Origin of the sequence: Deinococcus sp. Marseille-Q6407 (assembly GCF_946848805.1) — a bacterium.
GTDB lineage: Bacteria > Deinococcota > Deinococci > Deinococcales > Deinococcaceae > Deinococcus.
Genome location: NZ_CAMPFU010000001.1, coordinates 116,990 through 142,493, shown reverse-complemented (window position 1 = coordinate 142,493; position 25,504 = coordinate 116,990). Strand labels below are relative to the sequence as shown.

General features: G+C 66.7%; 19 protein-coding genes and 1 pseudogene. 5 read left to right on the top strand and 15 right to left on the bottom strand.

Features of this window, described 5'->3' with window-relative positions; genetic code table 11:
• Positions 1-37 precede the first annotated feature (37 nt).
• From OCI36_RS00665 to OCI36_RS00640, 7 genes and pseudogenes are all read right to left on the bottom strand, one after another.
• Entirely contained in the window at positions 38-4,210 is a 4,173-nt protein-coding gene (locus OCI36_RS00665; protein ID WP_261663144.1) for a DUF11 domain-containing protein, read from the bottom strand.
• Entirely contained in the window at positions 4,207-5,916 is a 1,710-nt protein-coding gene (locus OCI36_RS13395) for a hypothetical protein (RefSeq protein WP_409996709.1), read from the bottom strand. Before OCI36_RS13395 ends, OCI36_RS00665 begins: the two co-directional genes overlap by 4 nt.
• Positions 5,917-6,150: 234 nt before the next feature.
• Positions 6,151-6,399: pseudogene (locus tag OCI36_RS13390) on the bottom strand (DUF11 domain-containing protein); the annotation flags it as partial.
• Between the two features lie 835 nt (positions 6,400-7,234).
• The gene (locus tag OCI36_RS00655) at positions 7,235-9,280 is read right to left on the bottom strand and encodes a hypothetical protein (RefSeq protein ID WP_261663142.1); all 2,046 of its coding nucleotides are present in this window, start codon (positions 9,278-9,280) and stop codon (positions 7,235-7,237) included.
• A gap of 479 nt (positions 9,281-9,759) precedes the next feature.
• Positions 9,760-10,944 carry a glutamine-hydrolyzing carbamoyl-phosphate synthase small subunit gene (carA, locus tag OCI36_RS00650; protein WP_261663404.1) on the bottom strand — a complete coding sequence of 395 codons (1,185 nt, stop codon included), beginning with the start codon at positions 10,942-10,944 and terminating at the stop codon, positions 9,760-9,762.
• A 124-nt stretch (positions 10,945-11,068) separates the two neighbouring features.
• Positions 11,069-11,287: a hypothetical protein gene (locus tag OCI36_RS00645; protein ID WP_261663141.1), complete on the bottom strand. Its 219-nt coding sequence runs from the start codon at positions 11,285-11,287 to the stop codon at positions 11,069-11,071.
• Between the two features lie 346 nt (positions 11,288-11,633).
• On the bottom strand, positions 11,634-12,071 hold the full coding sequence (locus OCI36_RS00640; RefSeq protein ID WP_261663140.1) for a hypothetical protein: 438 nt from the start codon (positions 12,069-12,071) through the stop codon (positions 11,634-11,636).
• 148 nt (positions 12,072-12,219) lie between these two features.
• Here OCI36_RS00640 and OCI36_RS00635 point away from each other — a divergent pair, with 148 nt between their 5' ends.
• The 4 genes from OCI36_RS00635 to rlmB all read left to right on the top strand — a co-directional run bounded on the left by OCI36_RS00635 (position 12,220) and on the right by rlmB (position 17,779).
• Positions 12,220-12,924, top strand: a complete 705-nt coding sequence (locus OCI36_RS00635; protein WP_261663139.1) for a S4 domain-containing protein — start codon at positions 12,220-12,222, stop codon at positions 12,922-12,924.
• Positions 12,924-13,979 carry a cell division protein ZapE gene (zapE, locus tag OCI36_RS00630; protein WP_261663138.1) on the top strand — a complete coding sequence of 352 codons (1,056 nt, stop codon included), beginning with the start codon at positions 12,924-12,926 and terminating at the stop codon, positions 13,977-13,979. Before OCI36_RS00635 ends, zapE begins: the two co-directional genes overlap by 1 nt.
• Positions 13,980-14,242: 263 nt before the next feature.
• Positions 14,243-16,996, top strand: a complete 2,754-nt coding sequence (locus tag OCI36_RS00625) for an EAL domain-containing protein (protein ID WP_261663137.1) — start codon at positions 14,243-14,245, stop codon at positions 16,994-16,996.
• 63 nt (positions 16,997-17,059) lie between these two features.
• Complete coding sequence (gene rlmB, locus OCI36_RS00620; protein ID WP_261663136.1) at positions 17,060-17,779, top strand: 23S rRNA (guanosine(2251)-2'-O)-methyltransferase RlmB; 720 nt, start codon at positions 17,060-17,062, stop codon at positions 17,777-17,779.
• 87 nt (positions 17,780-17,866) lie between these two features.
• Here rlmB and OCI36_RS00615 read toward each other — a convergent pair whose 3' ends face one another.
• A complete protein-coding gene (locus tag OCI36_RS00615) occupies positions 17,867-18,079 on the bottom strand; it encodes a hypothetical protein (RefSeq protein ID WP_261663135.1) in 213 nt (70 codons plus the stop codon).
• A gap of 94 nt (positions 18,080-18,173) precedes the next feature.
• Complete coding sequence (locus OCI36_RS00610; protein ID WP_261663134.1) at positions 18,174-19,349, bottom strand: S1C family serine protease; 1,176 nt, start codon at positions 19,347-19,349, stop codon at positions 18,174-18,176.
• Positions 19,350-19,487: 138 nt separating this feature from the next.
• Between OCI36_RS00610 and OCI36_RS00605 the strand changes: the two genes are divergently transcribed.
• Positions 19,488-20,726, top strand: coding sequence for an MFS transporter (locus OCI36_RS00605; protein WP_261663133.1), 1,239 nt, complete (start codon positions 19,488-19,490; stop codon positions 20,724-20,726).
• 55 nt (positions 20,727-20,781) lie between these two features.
• Here OCI36_RS00605 and OCI36_RS00600 read toward each other — a convergent pair whose 3' ends face one another.
• From OCI36_RS00600 to purF, 6 genes are all read right to left on the bottom strand, one after another.
• A complete protein-coding gene (locus OCI36_RS00600) occupies positions 20,782-22,206 on the bottom strand; it encodes a S41 family peptidase (protein WP_261663132.1) in 1,425 nt (474 codons plus the stop codon).
• A gap of 74 nt (positions 22,207-22,280) precedes the next feature.
• Positions 22,281-22,499 (bottom strand): YwbE family protein, encoded by a 219-nt coding sequence (locus tag OCI36_RS00595; RefSeq protein ID WP_261663131.1) that lies wholly within the window; start codon positions 22,497-22,499, stop codon positions 22,281-22,283.
• Between the two features lie 25 nt (positions 22,500-22,524).
• Positions 22,525-22,818: a Rho termination factor N-terminal domain-containing protein gene (locus tag OCI36_RS00590; RefSeq protein ID WP_261663130.1), complete on the bottom strand. Its 294-nt coding sequence runs from the start codon at positions 22,816-22,818 to the stop codon at positions 22,525-22,527.
• 158 nt (positions 22,819-22,976) lie between these two features.
• Positions 22,977-23,189 carry a hypothetical protein gene (locus OCI36_RS00585; RefSeq protein WP_261663129.1) on the bottom strand — a complete coding sequence of 71 codons (213 nt, stop codon included), beginning with the start codon at positions 23,187-23,189 and terminating at the stop codon, positions 22,977-22,979.
• A gap of 160 nt (positions 23,190-23,349) precedes the next feature.
• A complete protein-coding gene (locus tag OCI36_RS00580) occupies positions 23,350-24,048 on the bottom strand; it encodes a histidine phosphatase family protein (protein WP_261663128.1) in 699 nt (232 codons plus the stop codon).
• A gap of 10 nt (positions 24,049-24,058) precedes the next feature.
• Positions 24,059-25,477: an amidophosphoribosyltransferase gene (gene purF, locus OCI36_RS00575; protein WP_261663127.1), complete on the bottom strand. Its 1,419-nt coding sequence runs from the start codon at positions 25,475-25,477 to the stop codon at positions 24,059-24,061.
• Positions 25,478-25,504: the final 27 nt, after the last annotated feature.

The window sequence follows — 25,504 nt, the reverse complement described above, 5'->3', positions numbered from 1 at the left end:
CAACCCTGACGCGCCGTAGCCCGCCGTTTCAAATTCCTCATTCCCGTCCTCCGATGGTGTCGTCTAGGGTCAGGTCCAGCCGCAGATAGGCGCCTGGCCTGGTATAGGTGTAGCCGCTGGGCAGGCCGTCAAAGCCAGCAAAGTTGTAGCCGGCGCTGAGCCAGGTGCCCGGCAGGGCCCGCAGGTTGGCTTCCACACCGTAGCCATACAGGGCACGGGGGAGGTCGGCCGGCTGGTAGAACGTGCGGCCCCAAGCGCCTACGCCGAAGCGTTCGGTCGGGTAATAGTTGCCCCCCACAAACGCCTGCCCGCTGAAGGTGGCGCGGTCGTCCAGCAGCCAGCGGGTATCGTTGCCGGCCCGCACCGCCCAGTTGGGCTGACGGTATTCGGCCACCACACCGCTGGTCAGTGCCGGGTTGCCGCCGGCCAGGGTGCCGTTGACATAGCGGGCGTAGCCCAGGCTGCTGAGGTGGCTGCCACGGTAGCCGTAGCCCAGCGTCAGGCGCTGCCCGGTGCCGGAGGTGCGGAATTCGGCCAGGGCATCGGCGGTCAGGGTCAGCTCGTCGGTCAGGTTGCCGCTGACGCCGCCGCGCAGGGCGGAACGCCACTCACCGTCCTGGCCGTTATAACCGATGTCTCCGCCTGCCGTCGCCACGTAGCCCTGGCCTTTGTATTGCAGGTCGGCTCCGGCGGCCGCGTCCAGGTAGCGGCCGGCCACGTTGTACACCGTGCTGCCGCGCAGGCCCAGGGTGGTGCGCTTGTTCAGTGGCAGGCTGGTCTTGACGCCGAAGCGGGCCCGGTTGCCGTCACCACTGGCGGTGGGCAATTCGTAGCCGACCGAGAAGTTGGTGTTGCCCAGACGAGAATCCACTCCCAGCAGCGCCTGATGCCCAGCGCCCCAGGTGAAGCGGTCCTGCGCCTTGAGGGTCATGGTGTCGGACAGCTTGTAGCTGGCCCGCAGGTTGGTCACCGCCGGCACGTCGCCGGTAAAGCCCTGCTCGTGCTCGATGCCCACGCTGACCGGGTCGCCGGTGTAGCCGGCGCGGGCCACCGCGCTCAGGCCAGTTACGTCACCGAAGCTGTATTTCAGGCCGCCGCCCACGGTGAAAGGCTGCAGGCGGTAGTCGGCCACACCGCGCACATAGCCCTGACTGCTTCCGGCAAAGTCGTTGCGGTAATCGGTTTCCAGCTCGCCGCTGAGGGCCGCCGTGAACCGTGCCTGATAGGTGCCGCGCAGGCTGAAGCCGGAACTGGCTTTGCCCAGACCGTTGTAGCCCGTGTCCTGATAGCGCACCCGCAGGGTGGCACGGTCACTCTCGCGCGGGCGCGACGTGACATCCAGACCAGCCTGCACGCCAGCCGAATACGCGGCCCGCGCCTCGGCCTTGAGGTTTTCGCGGTTGTCATACTGCACCCGGGCGCCCACGGTGCTCTGCCGCGCGCCTTCCTGGGTGGGCAGCTGCACCGCCGCCACGCCGGCTGTCCAGAACCGGCCCTGCGCCGAAGCCTCGGCGCCGTAAGCCCACTCGCGGTTTTGCAGGGGGTTGTCCAGCCGGTAGCTGGCCTCAACGCGCACGTCGTTGAAGTCCTCATCCAGCGGCTGAAGCTCGCGGTCCAGGGTGATCACGCCGGTGCTGTAGTCAATGGAATAGTCGCCATAACGCACCAGCGGTTCGCGGCGCAGTTCCAGACCGGTGCCGCGTTCCAGCACCACCAGTTCCAGCGATTCGCTGCCGCGGCTGATGGCCGTATCGGGCAGACGCAAAATCCGCAGGCCGTCGGGCACCAGGGCCTCGGCGCCGCGCAGCCGCACCTGATCGCTGGGCACGTAGGCGGCAAAAGCCTTGAAGCTGGGGTTGCTGCGGGTTTCCAGGGTGGCTGCCGTCAGGGTTTCGCCCAGCGGCAGCGCCGTAATGGGCAGCGCGGTGCGGCGGTAACCGACCCGGAAGCGCGGATGGTCGTACACGGCCGCCACGGGGTCGATGCCCTGCAGCGGCACACTGTGCACCGAGGCGTCGCCCGCCATCGGAAAGCGCTCGAAAGGATCGAGGTCGTAGGGCAGGGCGTCACGGTCGGCGGCCACAAACAGCTTGCCTTCTCCGACCGGACCTTCAAAGTAGCCACGGCCAGTCCAGAGAAGGTCTTTCTGAGGCGAGAAGGTCTGCGGATTCAGCCCCACAGTCGCCGTGACCAGCCCCACACCGAAACGTCGCTGGTCGGGCCGGACCTGAAAGCGCTGGGTCTGAACCTGCCCGCCCACATCCAGCTCCAGCTGCAGTTCGCTGGGCACCGTCTGGGGCCGCAGTTCCAGCACGCCAACCCCTTCTTTCAGCCGCAGCTGATAGCCGGTGACGGCAGCGCTGGCATCCGGCACCAGCGGTTCAAGGTTGGAGTTGAGGGTCAGGGTGGGCTGACTGGTAGGCGTGCCGAACTGGTCCAGCGCCATGATGCGCACCCGCAATGGCGTGCTGCCGTCGGCCAGCAGTTGCAGGGGCTCCACCTTGACCTGGGCGGTCTGGGAGGCCAGCACCACGGTGACCTCATCGTCGCCCTGGCGTAGAACGTTGGGGCCGGGGCGCAGCTGCACACCCACATAGGTCAGGCGCTGAATCCGGCGGATACCGTCCTGAGTGTTGGTGCCGATCTGATCGTCAGGCACCGTTTCACTGTTGATCAGAAGTGGGCGGTTGTCTCCCTGCGGCTTTTCCACCGTGACCGAGATCTTGTCACGGGTGCGGTAGACGGTGCCGGCCAGCGGCAGACGCACCGCGCCGCTGTTTTCCTGGGCTGCCTCCTGCGCCTGCAGCGGGCGGGCATCACGGAAATCCTCGGCCCCGAACTGGCCTTCCAGAATTTCGCGGCGGTCGCCAGGGTAGCGCGCTACCAAGCTGGCGGGGGCCAGCGCCGGCAGGGCTCCCTGATGGCTGACGGTGTAGCTCAGCTGCCCACGGGTGCTGGCCGGAATGTCCCAGTACAGCAGACCGCTGGCGCCGGCCAGAGGGTCAGCCAGCGGCTGGCCGTTCAAGCGGGCGCTGCCAGGCTGGTAAGTGGCGCCTTCCGGCAGGCGGTGAGACACAATCAGGCTTTGGGCCTGCGCCGGAGCGGTGAAAGGCAGCTGCACTTCACTGGTGCGGGTCAGGGGGACCTCCGGCGCCGGAGCGGGTTGCTCCTGGACAGCCTGTTCCTGGGCTGGCTGTGTCTGATCTGGCTGTTCCTGAACCGGAACCGGCTGCGCCTGAACCGTTGGTGTTGGTTCCTGAACGGTCGCCTGTGGCTGAGGCGCGGCCGGCGGCTGTGGAGCACGGACCTTCAGAGGCGTGCTGGACGTCTGGCTCACCGCACAGCTGCCGGCGGTCAGGCGGCCGGTAATCTGGCCTGTTTGGCCGCCGGTCCCAGAGGCCAGTGCCCGCACGCGGTAACTCAATTCGCGGGTTTCACCGGGTGCCAGCTGACCCTGGAAAGTGCCGCTGTCCAGCAGTTCCAGCCCGCTGGCCTCTTCCGATAGGTCATAGCTGGTCGCAGCTGGGCTGCGGTTGGTCAGCAGCACCCGCACGGTGCTTTCCTGACCGGCTTCCAGGTCCTGCGGCACCTCGCGGCGCATCTGCACGCCGGTTTCAGCGGCCAGCACCTGCACCTGCCGGGTCACCGTCTGGTTCCAGCGGGGCGAAGTCAGGGTCACGGCATAGGTGCCGGGCTGTGTAGCCAGAGCTTCCAGCGATAGCCAGGCCGGCTGCGCCGCGCTGACCTGTCCGGTCAGGCTGCCCTGGCCACTCAACTGAAGTCCGGGGGCCTGCACCTGCAGGTCCAGCGGCAGGGCCTCCTGAGAAGCGGTCAGACCCTGGGCTTGCACTTTAACCACATCGCCCACGCAGACCTGCGGTTTGTCGAGGTCCAGGCTCAGGCCGACCTGGGGCTGCGCGGCGGCCGGAGCCGTAGTTGTGCTGCTGGCAGTTGCGGGCACCACGATGGGTGAGACTTTGACTTCACTGCCTGAAGGCGCGGCCTCAACCGGCAGCTGAAGTGGTGGCCTGTAGCCACCGCCGGTCACGGTGGTCAGGCTGGCCAGGATATCTGGATGTTCGGGATGGCCCGCTGCGTCAGCCGGGCGGGGAGTCGCCGGCTGGCCCACGCCGGACGGCTGCTGCGCCTGAGCGGGCGCGGCCAGCAAGGCGGTCAGCGCCAGCAGGGCGCCGGTTCGTTTGATTGTCATGGCTGCCTCCATTGCACCTGCGGATCGGTCACTGCGGTCCGGGGCTCGCCGCTATAGCGAAAAGTGTAGTTGATCAGCCGCTCACCGGCCGGCAGGTCGCCCTCGAAACCGGGCGTGCCGCCGGTCAGTTCGGCGCCTTCGGGCAGGGGGTCGGTCAGTTGCAGACCGGTCACCGGCTGCCCGGTATTGAGCTTAAGCTGCACGTTGTAGCCGTCTGGCGTGCGGAACACCGACTTCTGCACCGTCAATGGGCCGGCCGTCAGGGCCGTGCGGCGCAGCACGTCGATTTCGCCGGCCAGCGGGGCCAGCGGGAAATCGGCCGTGGTCAGCCCACGCACATGCACCGTCTGGGTGCCGTTTAGGCCGCCTTCACGGGCGCTCACCAGCGCCGGGTACGGCGTGGTGCCGGGGTCCAGCCGCAGTGCATGGCTGCCCAGCGGCACATTCAGGAAAGAGTAGCGCCCATTGGCATCGGTCAGGGAGATCCGGCCGCCGGCCAGCACCACCCGGGCGCGGTTCACCGGCGTGTCGGTGCCCTTATCAAAGATTCCGTTGCGGTTGCGGTCCACATAGACGGTGCCCAGCACGTCGCCCAGCGGCCGGAACAGCTGCAGGTTCACCACGATTTCCTCTTCGGAGGTGTCCTCGGCGATGTCGGTGGCGCCGCTGGGGCCCGCACCGCTGACCAGCACGTAGTTTTTCAGGCTGGGCTGCTGCGCGGCGCTGGCCTGTACCCGCATGTCGTAGGTCAGGGTGGCGGTCTGGCCGGCCTTCAGGGTAGGCAGGGTCCAGCGCATCACCTCATCCACCCGGTCACCGGCGCGGTGGTTGCCCAGGTCACGGTCCAACACCTCGGCCGCAATGGCTGGATCTGCCAGCGGGGCAGCTTCACCATTGCCGGAACGCAGGGCGGCGCTGCCGGGAATGTAATCCAGCGACGACGGGTCGGCCAGCACATCCACAATCTCAACCGGCGTCAGGTCAGCCACTGGCGAGGGGTTAGTCACGGTCAGGGTAAAGGTCACCCGGTCGCCCACCGTGACCTGCTGGGTGCTGGCCCGCTTGGTCACCTGAATCTGCACCGGCACCTGCACGGTGGCCGGAGGGCTGCTGACCGGGGGCACACCGTCTACCACCGGCAACTCGCCCGACACCAGGCTAAAATCATTGACGATACTCTCCCCCATCCGGGCGCGGTCACTGACGCGGGTGGTCAGTTCCAGCACCTTGGTCTCTCCCGGCGCGAAGGTGGCGAAGTCCCAGTTCACCACCTGCTGGCCGGGCACGCCCTGCACCTGTCCGCCCGGCTGCGAGGACACGTAGTCCACCGCCGCCGGCAGGGGGTCGCTGATCCGCACGTCCTTCAACGCGGTGCCGTAAATATTGGTGACCCGCAGCTGATAGGTCACCTGCTGGCCCGGCTGCACCGTGCTGGAATCCTGGGGATCCACCACCGTCTTGACCAGCTGCGGCAGGGGCCGCAGGTAATCGGTGGTGCTGTTGGAACTGCCACGCTCACCCGTCGCCGTGATCAGCGCCGTGATCGGCTGCTGGTTGTTGGCAATGGTGTAACAGACCTGCACCAGCGTCTTCTGTTTGGGCTCCAGCGCAACCGGCAGGGCCAGCGGCTGGCGATTTTCACCGTACAGCACTGCCTGAGCGCGGCCGGCCGGATAATTCACCGTGACTGTGAAGAGGTCGGCCACGTCGCCAGTGTTGCGCAGGGTGTGGTCGAAACAGACCTCCTGGCCTGCGCGGGCAAAAGCCTTGGTCTGGCTGTCCGCCGCGCTGCCTTCTTCGGCAGTGGACTGCCCCACCGGGCCGAGAGCCACCGCCGGGTTGTAACGCACGTTGAGTGTGGCGCTGGCACTGGCTTCGCGGCCGCTGGACCGCACCGTGGCAACATTCAGGAAAGCGCGGCCATCGGCCACCTCACGGGCCCGCAGTTTGAAAGTCAGGTCAAGCTGGGTGCCGGGCGCCAGGCCACCGTCAGCCACAGCCCGCAGGCCCCGCACCTGAGCCGGGGGCTCGCTCTGCCACAGGTCACCGTCGAAATATTCGATCCGGCCGCCGGCGCTGCTGGCGCTGCCCGGCATAAATTCCAGGCCCTGCGACAGCTGATCGGTCAGCAGGTCGGTCAGCTGCACCTGCTTCGAGTCGCGGGCACCGGCATTGGTTGCCGTCAGGCGCACTTTGGTCTCCTGGCCGGGCACGATCACCTGTGGCTCGAAGGTCTTGGTGACACGCATTTCAGGTGGAACGCCCACGGTCAGGAGCGAAACATTGTCATCGTCGAACTGCCCTTCGTTGGCGCAGCTGGCAATCAAGTTGACCGCAGCGGTCCCGGAAGGGGTGGCAGAGGTCACCTCGGCGCGCAGCAGTACGGCCGCCGCCTCACCGGCCTTCAGACTCACCTCCTGCACCGCCGGCTCGCCCGCGTCAATCTGGCCATTGCGGTTCTGGTCCAGGTAAGCGCTCAGTACGGGCTGCAGCTGGCTGCCGGCTTCCAGCCGGGTCTGCAGCGCAAATGTCCCGGTCACATTGCCGGTGTTGGTCACGGTATAGGGAAACACGGCCGTTTCGCCCGGCAGCGCCTCGCGCGTCATGGCCGGAGCGCCGGCAGTACCGTTGGGCAGCACGCTGACGCCGCAGATGTCCTGTACGGTGGTCACCACAGTATTGGAATAGACCACGGGCGCCGGCTGTCCCTGCGCGTCATCGAACTGCGCGCTGGCCCGGTTGGTGATTTGCGTCCCCGAAGGCGTCAGCTGCGCCGAAGCCAGACCGGACAGGACACCGGGCAGCAGGGTGAAAAGAGCAAGTTTGCGGAACATGGTTCCTCCTCTGGAGACCAGAATAACGGCGTGACAAGCATAAAAAAGAACTGTTCTGATGTTAGGGCGTCTGTATTGGCAGGTTAAAAATGCAGAGAAAACGCGGCAGCGTGGAAAAAGTGCGCCCGCCCATCACAGGCTGGGCGCACTCCGCGCGGGGTCCGGCGCAGCTGGGGCTGCCGGGAGGGGCTCAGTTCACGCGGACCTTGAAGTCCACCCGCAGAGTGGCACCGGCAGCCAGGGTCCGGTCGGCAGGAGCCACGCACACTTCACCGCCCTGAGCGGTGGGCGTACCGGCCGCCAGCGACTTTGGTGCTGCAGCACTCCAGGAGCTGCCACCGTTGGTGCTGTAGAGGGCACCGCCGCTTACACCCACAAAGCTGGTGTTGGCCGGCACACGGTCACACACGAAGAAGTTGCTGACCGGGGCGTTGAAATTGTTCTTGGCCACAATCGCGTAGTTGAGGTCGGCGCCGGGCAGGGCCTCATTGCTGGTGGTGTAGCCTTCCGGCGCAGTGATGCCGGCGTAGCTGGTGCTGCCATTCCCGCCCTGCACGAACTTGGCCAGCGCCACACCGCTCTTCTGATCACCGAGGTTGGTCGGGTTCACGGTGATGGTGTTGTTGCCGTCGGTGGCGGTCAGGCCGCTGCTGCTGGTCACCGTCTGGGTGATGGAGCCGGTGGTGCCGGCCAGCGCGTTTTCAGGCACCTTCACAGTCGCCACGAAGCAGCCACGGGCGCCGGGTTGCAGGGTCAGGGTATTGCCGGTACCGTCGGGGGTGCCGTCACAGTTGGTGTCGGGGGCATATTCCACCGGCACGGTTATGGTGCCGCCGCCCACCACCGGGAAGGTCACGCTGGTCTGTCCGGCCGTGTAGGTGTCGGGAGCACCGCCAGTGTTCACGATTTCCATCGGGAAGGTCACCGTGGCGCCGGGCCGCACAGTGGGATTAGGGTTGGCGCCGGGGTTGGGCGGCGTGCCGGCGTCGGTGCGGTCACCGAACTGCAGGCCCGGGTCCTGGATGATGTTGGTGGTCGTGTCCCTGCGCTCGGGGTTGTTGGCGCTGACCACCGTCAGGGTGGTGCGCTGGAGGTCCGAAGCACCGGGCGTCACGTCCGTAAAGGGAATGGTATTGCGGAAAGAAGCGCTGTCACCGGGACGCAGACCAGTGATCACCATAGTGTTGCCCGAGAGCGTGTAGGTCACGTCGTAGGCCGTGCCGCCGCCGGCCGGAGTCACACTGACCGTGGTAGGCGCCGTGGTGATCTGCGCGCCGGTCGGGGTCAGGAAGACAGTACCCGGGGTGCTGGACGACACAGTAAAGTTGTCGTTCGCCTGGCCACTGTTCTGCACCGTGTTGGTAAAGGTTACCGAAGTCACGCCTGCGCGGATATTGGCCTTCTGCGTGTCGTCGGCCGCAGGGGTCACCGTGTTGCCGGCGCCATCATTGTAGGCCGGGGTCACTGGGCCGCCCTTGCCGTCGGCGTCGTCCTTAGGCCCAATCTGGGCACCCGAATCCTGCACGTTGACCCGGTTGTACTGGAAGAACAGGTTGGTGGCCGTTTCGGTGACATTGACGTTGGTGCCGGCCGCGCTGTCGTACTGCTGGCCACTGCCGATAGGCGTCGCGCCGATGGTCGTGCGGGGAGCAGCGCCCACGGTGTACACCATGAAGAAGTTGGTTTCGCCGGTATTGTTCTCAATGGCCGGGGTGGTGGTGTTGTCGCCGGACGGGTCCACCTGCACGCTGGTAATCGGGGAAGAGGCGGCGATTTCTTCGGCCGAGAGGCTGCCGTCGTTGTTGGTATCGGCCGCCTTGGGGAAGAAGCGCACGTTGCTGACCGCTCCACTCACTTCGCTGGTCAGGGCAATGGTCTGGACCGTGTTCCCGGTGTTGACCGCCACATATTCAAAGGACACAACGGTGCCGGGCAGGGCGTCGCGCTGATAGCCGGCCGGCGCACCCGTAGGAGCATTGGTGCTCGCGGTGTCACCACCACCCTTGTAGGTGATGTTGAAGCCGGCGCGGGGCAGCACGGTGGTGGTCACGGTGTTGGACTGCGTGGTGTCCGTGTTATTGGTGGCGGGGTTGGTAAAGGACGCACTAGCAGTGTTGCTGATGGTGGTGCCGGCCGTGGTGGTGGGCGCGGGCGCCAGTGGGGCAGCCTGAGCCTGAGACGCAGCGGCACCCAGGGTTAGGGCAGCCAGGATAGTCAGGAATTTCTGATTGGACATGTTTTTCTCTCCTTGGGACGGGGTCATAAGCGGGACCGTGGTCAGCTGAACTCCAGCCAGTGGGCCGGGACCGGCGACCAGACGGGTCCCCAGGACAGCTACCACGATAAGACAGGCGTTCTTACCGCCCACTTACCCTTTTTGGCCTGGAATCGCATTCCAGCTGTGTAGCAGCATGTGAACCTGCCTTGGTTCTCCCAAAGCGGTGGTGCATTTCAAACCTGTCTTCTCTAGAAGCTGTCCCCAACAAGCTTCCAGGGCCCTCTTCCATTTCCAGTCACCTGTTGAGAACCTGCCAGGTAACCCGTATTTCGTCTCTTCTCACAAACTTGTGACAGAAGTTTAATCTTCTGGGACTAAGGGTAAAGAAAACCCCATCAAGAAGATTTTCGCTGACCCAGGCAAAACAGACCCAAAAAAGAAAACCCCGGGCGGGCCGGGGGCAAAAAATGGGTGAAAGGAGGGGTAGCCGGGTGGGTTCAGAGACCTAGGCGGCCAGTGCTGCTGCGGTCTACCGGCAGGCCGCTGGCGCCTTCAAAGGCGTTGATCTCCTCAATAAAGCGGTCGAAAAGGTAGCGGCTGTCGTGGGGGCCGGGGGCCGATTCGGGGTGATACTGCACGCTGAAGACGGGGTAGCGGCTGTGCGCCATGCCTTCGAGGGTCTGGTCGTTGAGGTTGATGTGGGTAGGCACGAACTGGCCCGACGGGATGGAATCAATGTCCACCGCGTAGCCGTGGTTCTGCGAGGTGATTTCCACATTCCCGGTCAGCAGGTTCTTGACCGGCTGGTTGCCGCCACGGTGCCCGAACTTCATCTTGAAGGTCTGGCCGCCGGCGCCCAGCGCCAGAATCTGGTGGCCCAGGCAGATACCGAAGGTAGGCAGCAGGCCCATCAGTTCCCAGGCAGTGCGGTGGGCGTAGGTCAGCGCGGCGGGGTCGCCCGGGCCGTTGCTGAGAAAAAGGCCGTGCGGGCTGAGTTCCATGATCTCGGCGGCGGTGGTGCGGGCCGGCACCACGATAGGTTCAATGCCCACTTCGGCCAGCCGCTTGATAATGGTGTGCTTGATACCAAAATCTACCAGCACCACCCGCTTGCCTTCGCGCAGGGTGGGGTAGGCATAGGGCAGCTCGGTGGTCACCTCGGCAGCCATATCCAATCCGTCACGGTCGCGGTGATCACGGGCGCGGGCCACCAGCGCCGCTTCCTCCTCGGGCGAGAACTCGCCGTAAGGGTCGGCCGAGTTGGTAAAGGAGCGGTGCGCAATCACGCCCTTGACCACCCCACCCGAGCGGAGCCGGCGCACCAGCGCGCGGGTATCGATGCCCTGAATGCTGACAACGCCGTAGCGCTGCATGAACTCTTCTAGGCCCTGTTCGGCACGGTAACTGGAGTAGTCGTGCGAGAACTCACGGCCAATAAAACCGCGTACGTATGGGCGGTTGGATTCCATATCGTAAATCGCCACACCGTAATTGCCCACATGTGGGTAGGTCATGGTGACGATCTGCCCAGCGTAACTGGGGTCGGTCAGGATTTCCTGATAACCGGTCATGGACGTGTTGAATACCACTTCGCCCACGGTTTCCCCGCGGTGACCGAAAGCGTAGCCACGGTAAACTGTGCCGTCGGCCAGGGCCAGCAGGGCACGTTCTTTTTTAATCATGCTCATACGAACCTCCATTCGCGCCTCGCTGGACGCAATTCATGGTGGAACAGACCCAGAACAAGGCCTGCAACTCTTTTTTCAGCTTAGCACCCCGGCTCAGGCAGGAAAGCACCCGGGCCCATTATTTTGGCAGCATGCTTTTCCAGGCCAGCGAGTCGGCCAGCCAGCCGGTTTCCAGGGCGCTGCGGACCTGTGGCGTCTGGGGCAGCCGCTGGGCCAGTTCTTCCGGTGCCACCCGCTGGTAGCCCTGATGCAGCCAGAACGCCCCCTCATCTGCCGAGAAAAGAAAGACTTCCCGGTCGCCGCGCTCCCGCAGCACAGCGTAGGCAGCTTCCAGCATGGTCTGCTCTGCGACCAGCCACGGCCACGAAAGCTGGGCGCCACGGTAAAAGACCGCAGCAGCGAGGCGTCCTGGCCGTGCTCCAGGCCCAGGACCGCTGCGGCTTGCCCCTGTACCTCGCCCAGCAGATAGGTCACAGGGCCATTCAGGCTCACTGAACTGGTGTACAGCCCTGAACCTTCCAGCAGGGACAGCACGGTGGGCAGATCGCCGGGGTCGGCGCGGCGAATGGACAGAACAGCAGAAGTCATGAGGCGCAGTGTAACGGGCATGGCCTAAGCGGCGAGGCTGGCGCAGCAACAAAAAAAACCAGCCGGGTGGCTGGCTTTTTCAACTGAGGCTGGTCTTACTTCAGGCGGAAGTTCACGCCCACGTTACCGTGCAGGCCCAGACCGGACTGACCATTGTTATTCAGGCTGAACTGAGGGCCAACCTGTCCAAACACACGGGCATTCTGGTTCACCACGAAGTCGGTACCCACGAAAGCGCGGGGAGCCACCGACACGCCGCCGGAGAAGTCCACGCCCACACCAGCGCCGTAGTAAGGCACGAAGCCGTTGCCCACGGGGTTGCGGTCAAAGCGATTTAGGTAGTCGACACTAGCACCGATACCTTTACCGTTTTCGAAGCCCACACCCACGCGGTAAGCGCTGTTGGCATCGATGTCAGTCTGGTAGTGCACGCCTACGCCAGTACCAGCGTGAACGCCACCGTAGTTGGCGGCAGAAGCGTTGGTGGCAAAAGCGCCACCCAGAATGGTCAGAGCAATCAAGGTCTTCTTCATGAGAGCTATGCTACTCCGCCAAACTGACGGGGATATTTAGACGGACTCCAATTGCCCTTCAGAAGGGCTTTAGAGAAATTTGCCACTTGCGGCCTTCTGGCTGTCAGGACTCCGTCAGGGCGCAGGAACAGGCGCTATGCTGCCCGCCATGACCATGACGAACAAGGAGTTGCAGGGCCTGGTCGCCAAGGCCCGGGGTGGCCGGGTGGTGCGGACCGGTTTCGTGGACGGCGGTAGCTTGGACCGCCGCCTGCTGGATGACCCGGAGATCGGCTACCGTCTCTCAGGCGGCTTTCCCGACGCCCGGCAGATGGTGCTGACCCTTTATCCGGCCCATATCCCGGAAGTGGACAGCGGCGTGCAGGTCATTGGGCTGACCCAGCAGGGCGGCATTCCCTGGGACGAGCAGGACCTGCGGGTGCAGCTGGGCCGCCTGGACCTGGAAGAAGGCTCGTTGGGCGACATCCGCGAGGTGCGCGGCAGCTTTCAGGTGGCTGCCGATGCCAAAGCAGCCGCTGCCCTGCTGGCACTGACCTCGCTGGGCGGGCAGGACGTGAGCGTGGAAGAAATTGGAGAAACTTCCGGCAAGGGCAGCCGGGTGCGCGAAGTGGTGGTGCCGTCTATGCGCGCCGACGTGGTGGGCGCCAAAGGCTTCGGGGTCAGCCGGGCCTATTTTCAGCAGGGCATTGACGGCGGCAAGGTGCGGCTGAACGGCCAGCCGGTGCGGGCCGGCAGCGAGGTGCACGAGGGCGACAGCCTCAGTGCCGAGGGCCTGGGCCGCATCGATTTCCGGCGGGTACTGAACGAAACCCGGCGCGGCAACTACAAGGTGGAACTGGAAGTGCACCGCTGATGACCGGCCCGGTTGCTGCGGGCGCAGGCGGTGGCATCAACCTGCTGAGCCGCCAGCCTTCACTGGACCGCAGCCGGCTGCTGGAGACGCTGGTGCCCAGCGCCCGCTTTGCGGAAACCCGCTTTGAAAACTACCGGCCCAATCCGGCTTTCCCGTCACAGGAGGCGGCCCGGCAGAGCCTGCAGCGATTCCTGGAGCCGCAGCCGGCCAGGAAGACCGGCATCTGGCCTTTTCAGCGCGTGGTGGCGCCGGAAGGCCGCGGCCTTTATCTAGACGGCGGCTTCGGGGTGGGCAAGACCCACCTGCTGGCCAGCACCTATTACGCCGCCAAGGAACGTAACCCCGGCAGCCGGGTGGCCTTGATGAGCTTTCAGGACCTGATGTACCTGATCGGGGCGCTGAAAATGCCCCAGGCGATCGAGGCGTTCCGTGACTACGACCTGCTGCTGATCGACGAGTTCGAGCTGGACGATCCCGGCAACACCCACATGGCCAACACCCTGCTCGAAGCGCTGATGCCGGCTGGCGTGAATGTGGTCGCCACCTCCAACACGGCTCCCGGCGCGCTGGGCGAGGGCCGCTTTTCCACCCGTGACTTCCAGCGGCAGATCGAGGCAATTGCAGGGCATTTTCAGTCACAGCGGGTGGACGGCCCCGACTACCGCCAGCGCGGCACCACGCCGCAGCAACCGCTGAACGAGGCCGAGTTCCAGCGCTGGCTGGCCCAGCAAAACTCGCAGACCCTCAGTGTGGTGGCGGCAAGCGACCTGGACCGGCACCTGCTGTCGGTGCATCCCAGCCAGTTTCCAGCGCTGCTCTCAGGCGTGGAGGCGGTGGCGGTGACAGGCCTGCACCCGCTGCCCGACCAGAACCAAGCGCTGCGGCTGGTGCACTTTATTGACAAGGTGTACGACATGGGACTGCACGCCGCTTTTACCGGCGCCCCCTTAGAAACCCTGTTTGACGAGAGCTACCGCTCGGGCGCCTTTGCCAAGAAGTACAGCCGCTGCCTCTCGCGGCTTTCTGAAATGCTCAGTGAGGCGCGGCAGGGCTAAAGCGCCGAGCCTGGGAGAGCAGTTTCGCTTGCAGCCCGGGCATGGCCGATGCCGCTGTAGCTGCTGGCGCGGCGGCATCGCTGGGCCGGCACCGGCGCAGGTGTACGAACGCGGTAAGACCTGCCCGCGCATAATGAAGCTACAGTGAACATGATGGTCAGTGCAGTCCAGGCAGAGTTTGCGCGGGCTCCCAGACCATCCGGAGGCTGCTCGGGCGGCTTCCTTTTCCCCCGACCTCCATCTTCCCCTGTTCCGGTGATCACATGACATTTTCCGCTTCCAAGCTTCAGTCCGGTCCGCTGTGGCCCCAGGTCGTTCAGGACCTGCTGGGCCTGTATGCGCCCCAAGCCTCCTTTCTGGGCCTGCTGGACGGCCGCTACCTGCGAATCAGCACCCAGAGCATCGAGCCGCAGGCCCAGCAGGCGCTGGAGCCTCCCGGCGAGTGGCTGGATCAGGGCGTGCTGGACTGGGTCAGCGCGGAAGGCCACCTGCTGGGCCTGCTGTGGTCCCCTGAGGGCATCGGGCCCGAGGTCGGCGAGCTGTTCAACCGGCTGCTGGCCGCCCAGGGCAGCGGGGCAGCCGCCGCAGATTTCAGCCTGCTGCTGACCCAGCTGCCCCAGCCGACCGTCTGGCTGGATATGGAACTGAAGGTGCTGGAAGTCAGCCACAGTTTTCTGGAACTGTTCGCGCTGGAACGCGGCGCCACCGTAGGCCAGAACGTCCGGCAGCTGAACCTGCCGCTGGACCTGCGGCCGCTGGAGACGGCGACGCAGGGTCGCCAGCCCGAGTGGCCTGATCAGGAAGCCGAGGACCCACGGCAGCCGGGCCGCACCATCTGGCTGCGTCCCGGCGTGCGGCCCTTTTTTACCGGGCAGCAGTCGGGTGTGCTATGGACGGTGGAAAATGTGACCGAGGAACGCCAGAAAGGCGAGTGGCTGCGCACCCTGCTGGGGGGGCTGGGCGTGCCGGCCGCCGTGATTGACCTGAGTGGTGAAATCCGCCAGGCCAATCAGGCCCTGAGCGAACTGAGCGGCCTGGACAGCCTGGGCAGCGAGAAATTGCAGGACCTGCCTCTGTTCAGCGAGGCCGGCAAACACACCGTGCAGGGCCTGATTGCCCTGGCCGCCGAGGGGGGCGCGGCGCTTGCCCACCCCGAGCGGCGCCGGGGCCAGCCGATTACCCTGGAACTGCGGCGCTCGCCCACCCGCCCCGACCTGCTGGTGGCCCAGCTGAGCGAAGGCCGCGCTACCGGCGCCGTCAAGACCGGCACAGCCGGCGAGGACCAGGCCCTGCTCCAGGAGGTGCTGAACCAGCAGCACACCGCCACGCTGCTGGTGGACCGCAGCGGCGCCCTGCGTCTGATCAATGATCAGGCGGCGCAGCTGACCGGCACCGACGCGGCCCGGCTGCTGGGCAAGAACCTGCGCCGGCAGCTGGAACTGCTGGGCATCAACCTGCTGACCCCCGAGGGCGAGCCGTTCCGCTTCAACCCCTGGAACGAGGCCTTGCCACACAGCGCCGAACTGGTCGTGGAGTCGCCGGCCCAGGGCCGCCGGCCGGTGGCGCTGACGGTGGGACCGGCGGGCGGCGCCGGTGGAACAGAAGGCCACGGCAGCGCCGCCGACCTGCTGCTGGTCACCCTGCGCGACCTGAGCGACCTGAAGCGGGCGCAGGCGCAGGCCACCTACGGCGCTTACCATGACCAGCTGACCGGGCTGTACAACCGGGCCGGGCTGCGGCGCTTTCTGGCCGAGCCGGGCACCGCCGCCCAGAGTGGCGTGGCTGTAGTGGTGGAACTGGACGAATACGCCGCCATGACCACCGCCACCGAACCCACCGCCATCAACCACCTGCTGATGCAGCTGGCGGCCAGTTTCCGTGGGCTGGCGGCCACCCATCAGGGCGAAGCGGCGCGGCTGGGCGACGGCACCTTTGCGCTGTGGTTGCCGGAGATGTCGCTGAAACGTGCCCAGCTGGCCACCGAGCAGGTAACGCAGGGCACCTTCCGGGTTGGTCAGGCCGTCACGGCGCTGACTTTCGCCACCGGTCTGGCCGAGGCAGGCGGGGGCCAAACGCCCGACGCAGCGCTGGGCAACGCCGAGATTGCCGCGCAGTATGCTCGCCGCCGTGGCCGCGGCCAGGTGACGCCCTACCACGACGAACTGCGTACCCAGCTGGCCGAAACTTTCCGGCTGGAACAGTCGCTGCGCGACTCGGTGAGCAGCGGCCAGTTGAAGCTGCACTATCAGCCCACCCTGAATCTGCGCAGCGGCCAACTGTCGGGCGCCGAGGCGCTGCTGCGCTGGGAAAGAATCAGCGCCCGGCTCTCGCCGCACGAACTGCTGGACCTGGCCGCCCGGCTGCGGCTGCTGCAACCGCTGAGCGACTGGGTGATGCGCGAAGCCTTGCAGCAGCAGCGCTCCTGGAACGAACTGTGGCCCGACTTCCGGGTGGGCATCAACGTCAGCCTGGAAGAACTGCGGCAGCCGGCAGCGCTGGGTGCCCTCTGGCCACTGCTCGAACAGCTGGAAGAGCAGGGCAGTCCTTTGCCCAACATAGAAATCAGCGCCGCCAGCATGGTGGATTTCCATGCGCAGGACGATGTGATCCTGCAGCAACTGCACGAAGCAGGGGCCGCGCTGTGGCTGGACCATTTCGGCGAAGGCACCATGAGCCTGACCTCGCTGACCGAGTTCCCACTGACCGGCCTCAAACTGCACCCTCATATGATTACCGGGCTGGAAAGCGGCGGGCGCGGCCCCGATCTGGTGGCCGCCACGCTGGACCTAGCCCGGCGGCTGGACCTGCAGGTCACGGCCGTGGGGGTAGAAACAGCCGGGCAGCTGAAAACCCTGCGGGAGCTGGGCTGTGATCAGGCGCAGGGCTACGCCATCTCGCCGCCGCTGCGGGCTTCCGCACTGGGCGACTGGCTGCGGGACCATCCTGCCGGCACGCCCGGGGTCCCTGCGCCGGAGGTGCCCGCACTGAGCGCAGCAGAAGGCCGCAGCGGCGACTGAGGAACCGGGAGTAAGGCGCTGGGCCCTGACCGGGGGGCGGGGCATTGCTCTAGACTGCCAGCCATGCTGATTTACGGACGCAACCCGGTCACCGAAGCCCTCAGGGAAGGGCGCGTGGAGGAAGTACTGCTGGCACACGGAGTCGAAGAAGCTTTTGCCCGGCAGCTGCGCGCTCTGGCCGAGCAGGCCGGCGTGCGGGTGCGTCAGGCGCCCCGGATTGAGCTGGATCAGCTGGCCGGCACCACCGCGCACCAGGGCGTGCTGGCCGAGGCGGAAGAACTGCGCTGGTCGGACCCCCAGGCCGTCTGGGATCTGGCCGAGTCACGCGGCGACGCCCCGCTGCTGGTGCTGCTGGACGGCATCACCGATCCCCGCAATTTCGGGGCCATCGTGCGCTCGGCCGAGGTGCTGGGCGCCCACGGCGTGGTGGTGGAAGAACGCCGCAGCGCGCCGCTGAGCGCGGTGGTCGCCAAAACCGCCGCCGGCGCCACTGCCTACCTGCCGCTGGTACAGGTCAAGAACCTGCCGCGCTTTATCGAGGACATCAAGGCCCAGGGCGTCTGGGTGTACGGCGCAGCCGGCGAGGCGGCGCAGCCGGTCGAACAGCTGGACCTCAGCGGCCCGGTGGCACTGGTGATCGGCTCGGAAGGTGACGGACTGCGGCGGCTGGTACGCGAGCGCTGTGACGGCCTGGTCAGCATTCCGGTGCGCGGTCAGGTGCAGAGCCTCAACGCCAGCGTGGCAGCCGGCATCCTGATTTACGAGGCCGCCCGCCGCCGCTGAGGCAGAGCGCACCAGCGCCGCCCCGGCAGCAAAAAAGCCACCTGCTGGGGCGGCTGAACTATAGGGAAACCTGCGGAAATATCGGTGTCAGACGCAGGCCAGCAGGACGCCGGCCCAGTCACGCAGCTCCAGGTGAGGGCGGCGCACGTCCGACATCCAGCGCAGCACCTTCAGCAGATCATCGGCCTGAAAGACCACCTCGCGGTGGCCGGAACCCGGCAGCACCACCTGATAGCGGCACTGTTCGGCCGGCGGTTCCCAGGCACTGCCAGCTTCTTCTTTGACAAATGCTCGCGACATGTTTTCAGTCTAGGAGCGCCGAATGCCGGCCAGTCAAGCGGGCAGTAAACGTGGCTTTACACTTCCTGCCCGTTTCTGCCCACCGAGGGAGGAGCTACAGGTCGGACATGGACCGCTTGGGCACCATCTTGAGCTGCGCCGTGTATTCCTTGCCGCCGCGCAGGTAGCGCACCGTCACCGTCTCCCCCACCCCGTAACGCTGCAACTCGCGCACCACCTCGTTGGCGTTGCGGGTGCGGACGCCCTGCACACTGATGATGATGTCCCCGAAGCTCACCAACTGCTCGGTTTTGGGGTCGCGGGCAGCACCCCGCAACCCGGCCTTCTCGGCGGGGCTGCCATGGGCCACCCGCGAAACCACCCCGCCGGGCGTTTCGGTCAGGCCGTCGTGGTAGATGTCGAACACCAGCCCCACCACGCCGCGGTCTTTTTGCTGCCCGCCCCTCAGGGCCGTGATCAGGGCGTTGCCTTCCACGGTGGGCACCGCGTAGGACGTTTCAGTGGCGCCAGCCTCATCTACGCGGATATAACTGACCACCCCGATCACCTGCCCCAGTCCGTTGATGATGGGCCCGCCGCTGTCGCCGGGCGCCAGGCGGGCGTCCATTTCCAGGGTGCCCTGCGGAAAATCGGGCCGGCCCGACGCCGCTTCCAGCCGCAGCAGCCGGCCTTCACGCGGTTGCAGGAAATCCCCACCGCTGTTGCCGATCGCCAGCACCGGCTCGCCCACCTGTGGCGGGCGCGGCGAGAGGCCCAGGTAAGGAAAAGGGCCTTTGGCCTCGACCTGCAGCAACGCCACGTCGGCAGCCGCATCGAAGCCCACCAGCCGCGCCGGGTAGCGCTGCCCCGCCAGGGTCTGCACCTGAAACAGCCGGCCCTCGCTGACCACGTGATAGGCGGTCAGCAGCTGACCGGTAGGCGAGATGAAAAAGCCGGTGCCCAGGCCCATGGTCATGGCGCCGGGGTCCAGGCTGCCCAGGCGCACCACCGCCGGACGCGACCGCTCGAACAGCCGCAGGGTTTCGGCCGGGAGGGTGGGCAGCGGGGCCGGTGTAGTGGCCGCCTGACTGCCGCCGGCAGGTGGCCTGGCACCCGGTGACGCGCCTCCCGGCTGGCGCTGGGGCAAGCTGACGGCCGGTCCACTGCCGGTCTGGCCCTGGGCACTCAGTCCGCCCAGCCCACTCAGCCCACTGCCGGGCGCCGGCAACACATAGGCCAGCAGCGCCAGCAGCAGCAGGGCCGGAAGGCGGAACCAGGGCAGCGGACTCACAGATCTCAGTGTAGCGAGTCGGGCCTCCCGGCCAGAGCCCTTCAGAACAATCCGTAAAACCGGCCCGGGCCCCCTGCCCACTTTTCTCCGCCTCCCACTTGCTTTCTCGCATGCAGAGCAGAGTAGGCTAGAACACTGATGTCTGCTGCCCCCGACTCTGGTACCCTCGCCTCTGACGCCCCCGTTCCTTTTTCCCTGCGCCTGGTCAGCCCGGCGCAGTGGGGCCTGCTGACCGTCACTTTCCTGATGTGGGCCGGGTTCTTCCTGATTATTCCGTTGGTAACGGTGCATTTTGTGGGCAACCTGGGCTGGGCGGCCAGCGCAGTGGGCACGGTGCTGGGGGTGCGGCAACTGGCACAGCAGGGCCTGACCGTGTTCGGCGGGGCCTGGGCCGACCGGGTGGGCCCCCGGCAACTGATTCTGTGGGGCTGCGTGCTGCGTGCGGTGGGCTTTGCCGGCATGGCTTTTTCGGAGACTTTCGTGGCCCTGCTGCTTTCGGGGCTGGTAGCCGGGGCCGGTGGTGCCTTATTCGACGCGCCCAAAAGTGCCGCGCTGACCGCCCTGACCCGGCCGGAACACCGCACCCAGCTGTTCAGCCTGCTGAGCATCTCCGGCAACCTGGGCATGGTGCTGGGGCCGCTGATGGGTGCCGCCATGATCGGGCTGGGCTTTACTGCGTCCGCCCTGATCAGCGCCAGCGCATATCTGGTGTGCTGGCTGATCTTGCAGCTGACTCTGCCCGCAGTGCAGCCGGCCCAGGAGGGTGGCGGCGGGTTCAGCGGCCTGCGCCGCGCCGTGCAGGACCGGCGCTTCGTGAACCTCACGCTGGCCCTCATCGGTTACTTTCTGCTGAGCAGCCAGCTGAATGTGGCCGTGACCCTCAAGGCGGTGGACCTGGCCGGCACCGGCGCCACCGGCCCGCTTTATGCGCTGAATGCTGGGCTGGCCGTGGCGCTGCAGTACCCGCTGCTGCGCTGGGCCGAAACCCGCTTCCGCGCCCGCACCATCCTGACCGCCGCCGTGACGCTGGTGGCCGTGTCATTGGGGCTGATGGGCTTCGCTCATTCCTTCCCACTCTTGCTGGGCTGCACCGCGCTGTACTCACTGGGCACCATGCTGGTGTTCCCCACCCAGCAGACGCTGGTGTCGCGGCTGGCCCCGCCGGAACTGCTGGGCAGCTATTTCGGGTTCAGCGCCATCAGCCTGGGGGTGGGCGGCGCGCTGGGCAACGTGCTGGGCGGCAGCCTGGTGGATTTCGGCGCGGCGCTGGGCCAGCCACAGCTGCCCTGGCTGCTGCTGATGGCCACCGGCTTTCTGACCGTGTTCGCACTGCGCTGGGCACTGAAGGAAGTGCCCCGCGCCGACCCACAGCGCTGACCTGCGCTGGCCGCTGACCGGCCTGCCGGACGAGGGCAAACGGGGAGAAAAGCGTTTACTCAGCCGGGCGCAGGGTGCCATGGGCAAGGCTCTGGCGGCGCAGCGCCTGGAGGCCAGCTTCCAGAGCCAGGTCGCGGCCCTGTGCCAGCGCCCGCAGGAACGCTTCGCCGCTTTCTACCTTCAGGTCCGGCTGCACCTGCAAGGGGTAAGGCTGCCCGCCCGGCTTGGAGTAGTGCAGCACGGTCAGCTGCAACCCGGCGCCCCCGGTCAGGGGAAAGACGCGGGTGGCAGTATTACCCACCCCAGACGTCGGGGCCCCGACCACCACGCCGGCCCCAGCCCGCTGAATCTCGTAGGCGAAGAACTCGGCGCAGGAGGCGCTGCCTTCATCCACCAGCACGGTCAGGGGACCGCGCCACAGCTGCGGGCGGCTGATCCGGCCGGCCAGCACGCCGTCGTCCCAGCGACTGCCGCCCGCCACCCGGGTCTGGGTTTCGCGCCCGGCGCTGTGGGCCACACGGCGAAATTCCGGCACAAAAGCGCTGGCGGCCAGGTCGCACTCCAGCAGGCTGCCGCCCGCATTGCCGCGCAGGTCCACCACGATACCGCCCGCGCCCCTGGCCCTGGCCTGGCCCACTTCCTCGTGGACCCGGGCGGCCACCTCGCCGGCCGAGAGAAAGGTGGGAATCCGGATCACGGCGGTGCGGTGGGCAGCCTTTTCCGGCCCCACCCAGCTCAGGCGCGGTGGGTCGGCGGCAGCGGTGCGGGCAGCTGTCAGCGTGACGCTGAGGCGACGGCCCTGGCGGTCCAGGTCCAGCAGCAGTGTGGCCGGCCGGCCAGCCACGCGGGCCGCAGTCAGGTCATCGTAGCGGTAGGGTTGGCCGTTCAGCCGCTGCACCACGTCACCGCGCCGCAGGCCGGCCCGGTCGGCCGCGCTGCCGGGCACCACCTCGGTGATCAGCCGGCGCTCACCATCCAGCTCGGCCAGCTTGAAGCCGAATTGCAATCGCTCGCCGCCCACGGCGCTGCTCACGAAATCCTGGTACTCGTCGGGCCACTGCAAGAAGGTGTGGGCGTCGCCCAGCGCGGTCAGCTGCGCCTCGATCACCGGATAGGCGGTTTCGGCGGGGCAGTTCAGCGCCTGGCTCTGGCACACGGCCAGCAGCCGCCCCTGATACTCCTGAATCAGCGCGGCGCGGTCCACCGCCGAGAGCCCGGCATAGTCATCACGCAGCCGCCCGGCCACCTGATCGAACGTCTGCTGAGCCGGAGACGCGGGCGTATTCCCGGTTTCCGGCACCGCCAACGGGGGCAGGCTCAGGGGCGGCGCGGCCGGCACCGCTGTGCCCAGAGGCCGCGCTGGAATGTTGTCCACCGCCACGGGTGCCGTCTGCGCCAGGGCCGGCGCACTGCCGGCAGCCAGCAGCGCACTCAGCCCTGCCGTCAGCAGTGAGGTCCAGAGGGAGAAGCGGCCTTGCATGGGGGCAGTATGCCGCAGCCACCGCCGGGCAAATGCAAACCCGGTCTGCGGCCGGGGTGCCCGGTCAGGCGGGTTCAGGAGCCGACCTGAGGACTGTCTGCGGGCGTCACCACCGCCTGTACCCGGCCCACCTGCCCGCTCGTCAGGCGCACCTTGATGCCGTGCGGGTGCGAGGGCGAGCGGGTCAGCAACTGCGCCACCACGCCGCGGGTCAGCTTGCCGGTGGGCTGATCCTGCTTCTGCACGATGTCGACGGTCAGGCCGGGGTGAATCTGGGAACGCAGCGGGGGCATAGCGGCAGTGTACCCGGCAGGCAACCTATTTTTTGAGCGCCTGAATCAGTTCGTCTTTGGACATTCGGCTGCGGCCGGCGATGTTCTGCTCCTTGGCGCGGTTGTACAGTTCGTCGCGGGTCAGGTCGGCCAGCGGGCGGTCTGGGTTGCCGGTGCCCTGGGTGCGCTGGTTGGGCGTGCGGCCTTCCTCGCGGCGCTGCTTGTTGACGGTCCGCGCCGCGATTTCCTCGGCCCGGTCCTCGGAGCGGCCGCGTTTCTCTTCGCTGTCCTTGACGTGCTGGTACTGACGTTCGTCCTTGTTGCTCCAGGCTTTGGGCATGGTGATTTCCTCCTGCCACCAGTCTGAGCTGCCGGGCGGCTCCTGCAGATGGGAGGAGGCTCAAGCCCTGTTGGGGAGCCGCCGCCAAGACGGCCCGGTGCAGCAAAAACCCCCACCGACCGTGGCGGGGGCAGTGGGGGGCAGCAGGAAACTCCGGCTCAGCTTTCCCAGTCGAGGCTGGTGGTGCTGTGGCCGCGCACTTCGCGGTCCTCGGCGGCCTTGCCCAGGATGAAGAAGGTGGGGGCCCAGTCGCCCATAAACAGCGCGTCGCGCTCGTCGCTGCTCTTTTCGGTGCTGAAGTAACGATAGGCGCTTACAGCGATAGAGGCGTAGCCCAGGGCATACATCAGAACAGAAGCTTTCAGTTTCATAGGGTCTCCCAGAGCCGGAGTGAATTTCGGGGCAGGTTGTGTGGCTCTGCCCCGAGTATGCGCCGCGCCCCTGAGGGCAAACCCTCCCCCCACATTAACCTATCGCTTAGGCTTGTGGCCCGCGTGGTCTCCCCTCTCCCGCTGACTGGCTTTCCCCCATTTACTGGCTCACCTGCTCCGGGCGCAGGTGGTCGAAGCGGTTCACCCAGTCCACCAGCGGCCCCCAACCCTCAGGCGCGTCCGGTCCCGGCAGGGTGAGCAGGGTGGTCGCGGTGTTCACCACCCGGAAATAGGCGTTGCCGTGGGCAATGAACTGCCGCAGCAGAAACTGGGTGAAGTGTCCGTGCGTGACAAGCGCTACCGTGTCGGCTTCCCCGTGCGCGGCCCGCAGCACCTCCACCACCTGCGCCGCCCGCGCTTCCAGCACGCCCGGTTCCTCGTAAGCTTCAAAGCCGCCGGCCCAGGGCTCAGCGGCCGGCAGGTCGGCGGGCCAGAGCAGCGCGGGGTTATCGGCCAGCAATTCGGCGTGCGAGAGGCCCGGCACCGCGTAGGGCGTGCGGTCCTCCTGCCGCTCGAACAGGCCGCCCGCCTCGTAGGCTTGCGCCAGCCCCTGCGCCGGCAACCCCAGCGCCTGCGCCAGCGGGGCTGCCGTCTGCACCGCCCGGCGGGCCAGGCTGCAATACAGGTGCGTGACCCCCTGCCAGGTGGCGTCAGTGCGGGCAAAGTCGGCCAGCGCCTGTGCCTGGGCAAACCCCAGCTCGGTCAGGGACGGGTCGGCGTGGCGGCCTTCGCTGCTGCCGGTTTGCGCGTAGAGGAGGTTGTTGGCGGACTGGGCGTGACGGACGAGGAGAAGGTTCATAGTCTGCGACTCACCCCTCCAGCGCCAGCTTATCCACGTCGTTCAGGATGGGCACGCCGGCCGGGTAGTCGCCGGTAAAGCAGGCCCCGCACAGGCCCTGGCCCCTGATGGCTTCGCGCAGGCCCTGGTCGCTGATAAAGGCCAGGGTGTCGGCGCCGATCAGGTCGCGGATTTCGTCCACGCTGTGGGTGGAGGCGACCAGTTCCTTGCGGGCGGCGGTGTCGATGCCGTAAAAGCACGGGTGGGTAATCGGCGGGCTGCTCACCCGGAAATGCACCTCGGCAGCGCCGGCGTCGCGCAGCAGGTTCACGATCTGGCGGCTGGTGGTGCCGCGCACGATGGAATCGTCGATCAAGACCACCCGCTTGCCCCGGATGGCCGAGGTGGGGCTCAGCTTCATCTTGACCTTCAGCTCGCGGGCTTCCTGGGTGGGGGCGATGAAGGTGCGGCCGGCGTAGGGGTTCTTGTACAGACCGTAGTCGAAGGGAATGCCGCTCTCGCGGGCGTAGCCGATGGCGGCGCCAATGCCGGAATCCGGCACCGGGACCACCACGTCGGCGTCTACCGGCTTCTCGCGGGCCAATTGCTCGCCCATTCGCACGCGGCTTTCGTGGACATCCACGCCGTCCAGCAGGCTGTCGGAGCGGGCAAAATAAATCCACTCGAACGAGCATGGGGTGGGTTGGGCCTGCTCCACCATCAGCGAGTGCAGGCCGTTTTCATCAATGCTGACCAGTTCGCCGGGTTGCACATCGCGGATCAGCCGGGCACCCACGGCGTACAGCGCGCAGGGTTCAGACGCCAGCACGTAGGCGCCGTCCTCGCGCTGCCCCAGCACCAGCGGGCGCACGCCGTTGGGGTCACGGAACCCGATCAGCTGGGTGCGGCTCATCAGCACGCAGGCGTAGCCGCCCTTGAGCCGCTGCATGGCGTGGGCGGTGGCTTCGATCAGGTCCTTGCCGCTCTCGCGGGCGATCAGGTTCAGCATCACTTCGGAGTCGTTGGTGGTCTGAAACAGCGCGCCCTCGTCCAGCATTTCGGCGCGCACTTCCAGCGCATTCACGAAGTTGCCGTTGTGTGCAAAGCCCAGAATGCCCTTGTTGGTGCGGGTGTTCAGCGGCTGGGCGTTGAAGCGCAGATTGGAGCCGGTGGTGGAGTAGCGCACGTGCCCGATGCCCACGTGGGCGTCCGGCAGGCTGAACGACGCCAGCCGCTCGGGGGTGAACACCTGCGACACCAGGCCCAGGTCCTTGTCCACATGCAGCTTCTCGCCGTTGCTGACGCAGATGCCGGCCGCTTCCTGGCCGCGGTGCTGCAGGGCGAACAGCCCCAGGTAGGTGATCCAGGCCAGGTCCTGCGCCTGGGGAGAATAGATGCCGAATACGCCGCACTCGTCTTGGGGTTTGTCGGTGGTGGAATCAAAAATCATGCTGGGGCTCCTGCCTGGGGCCTGCCG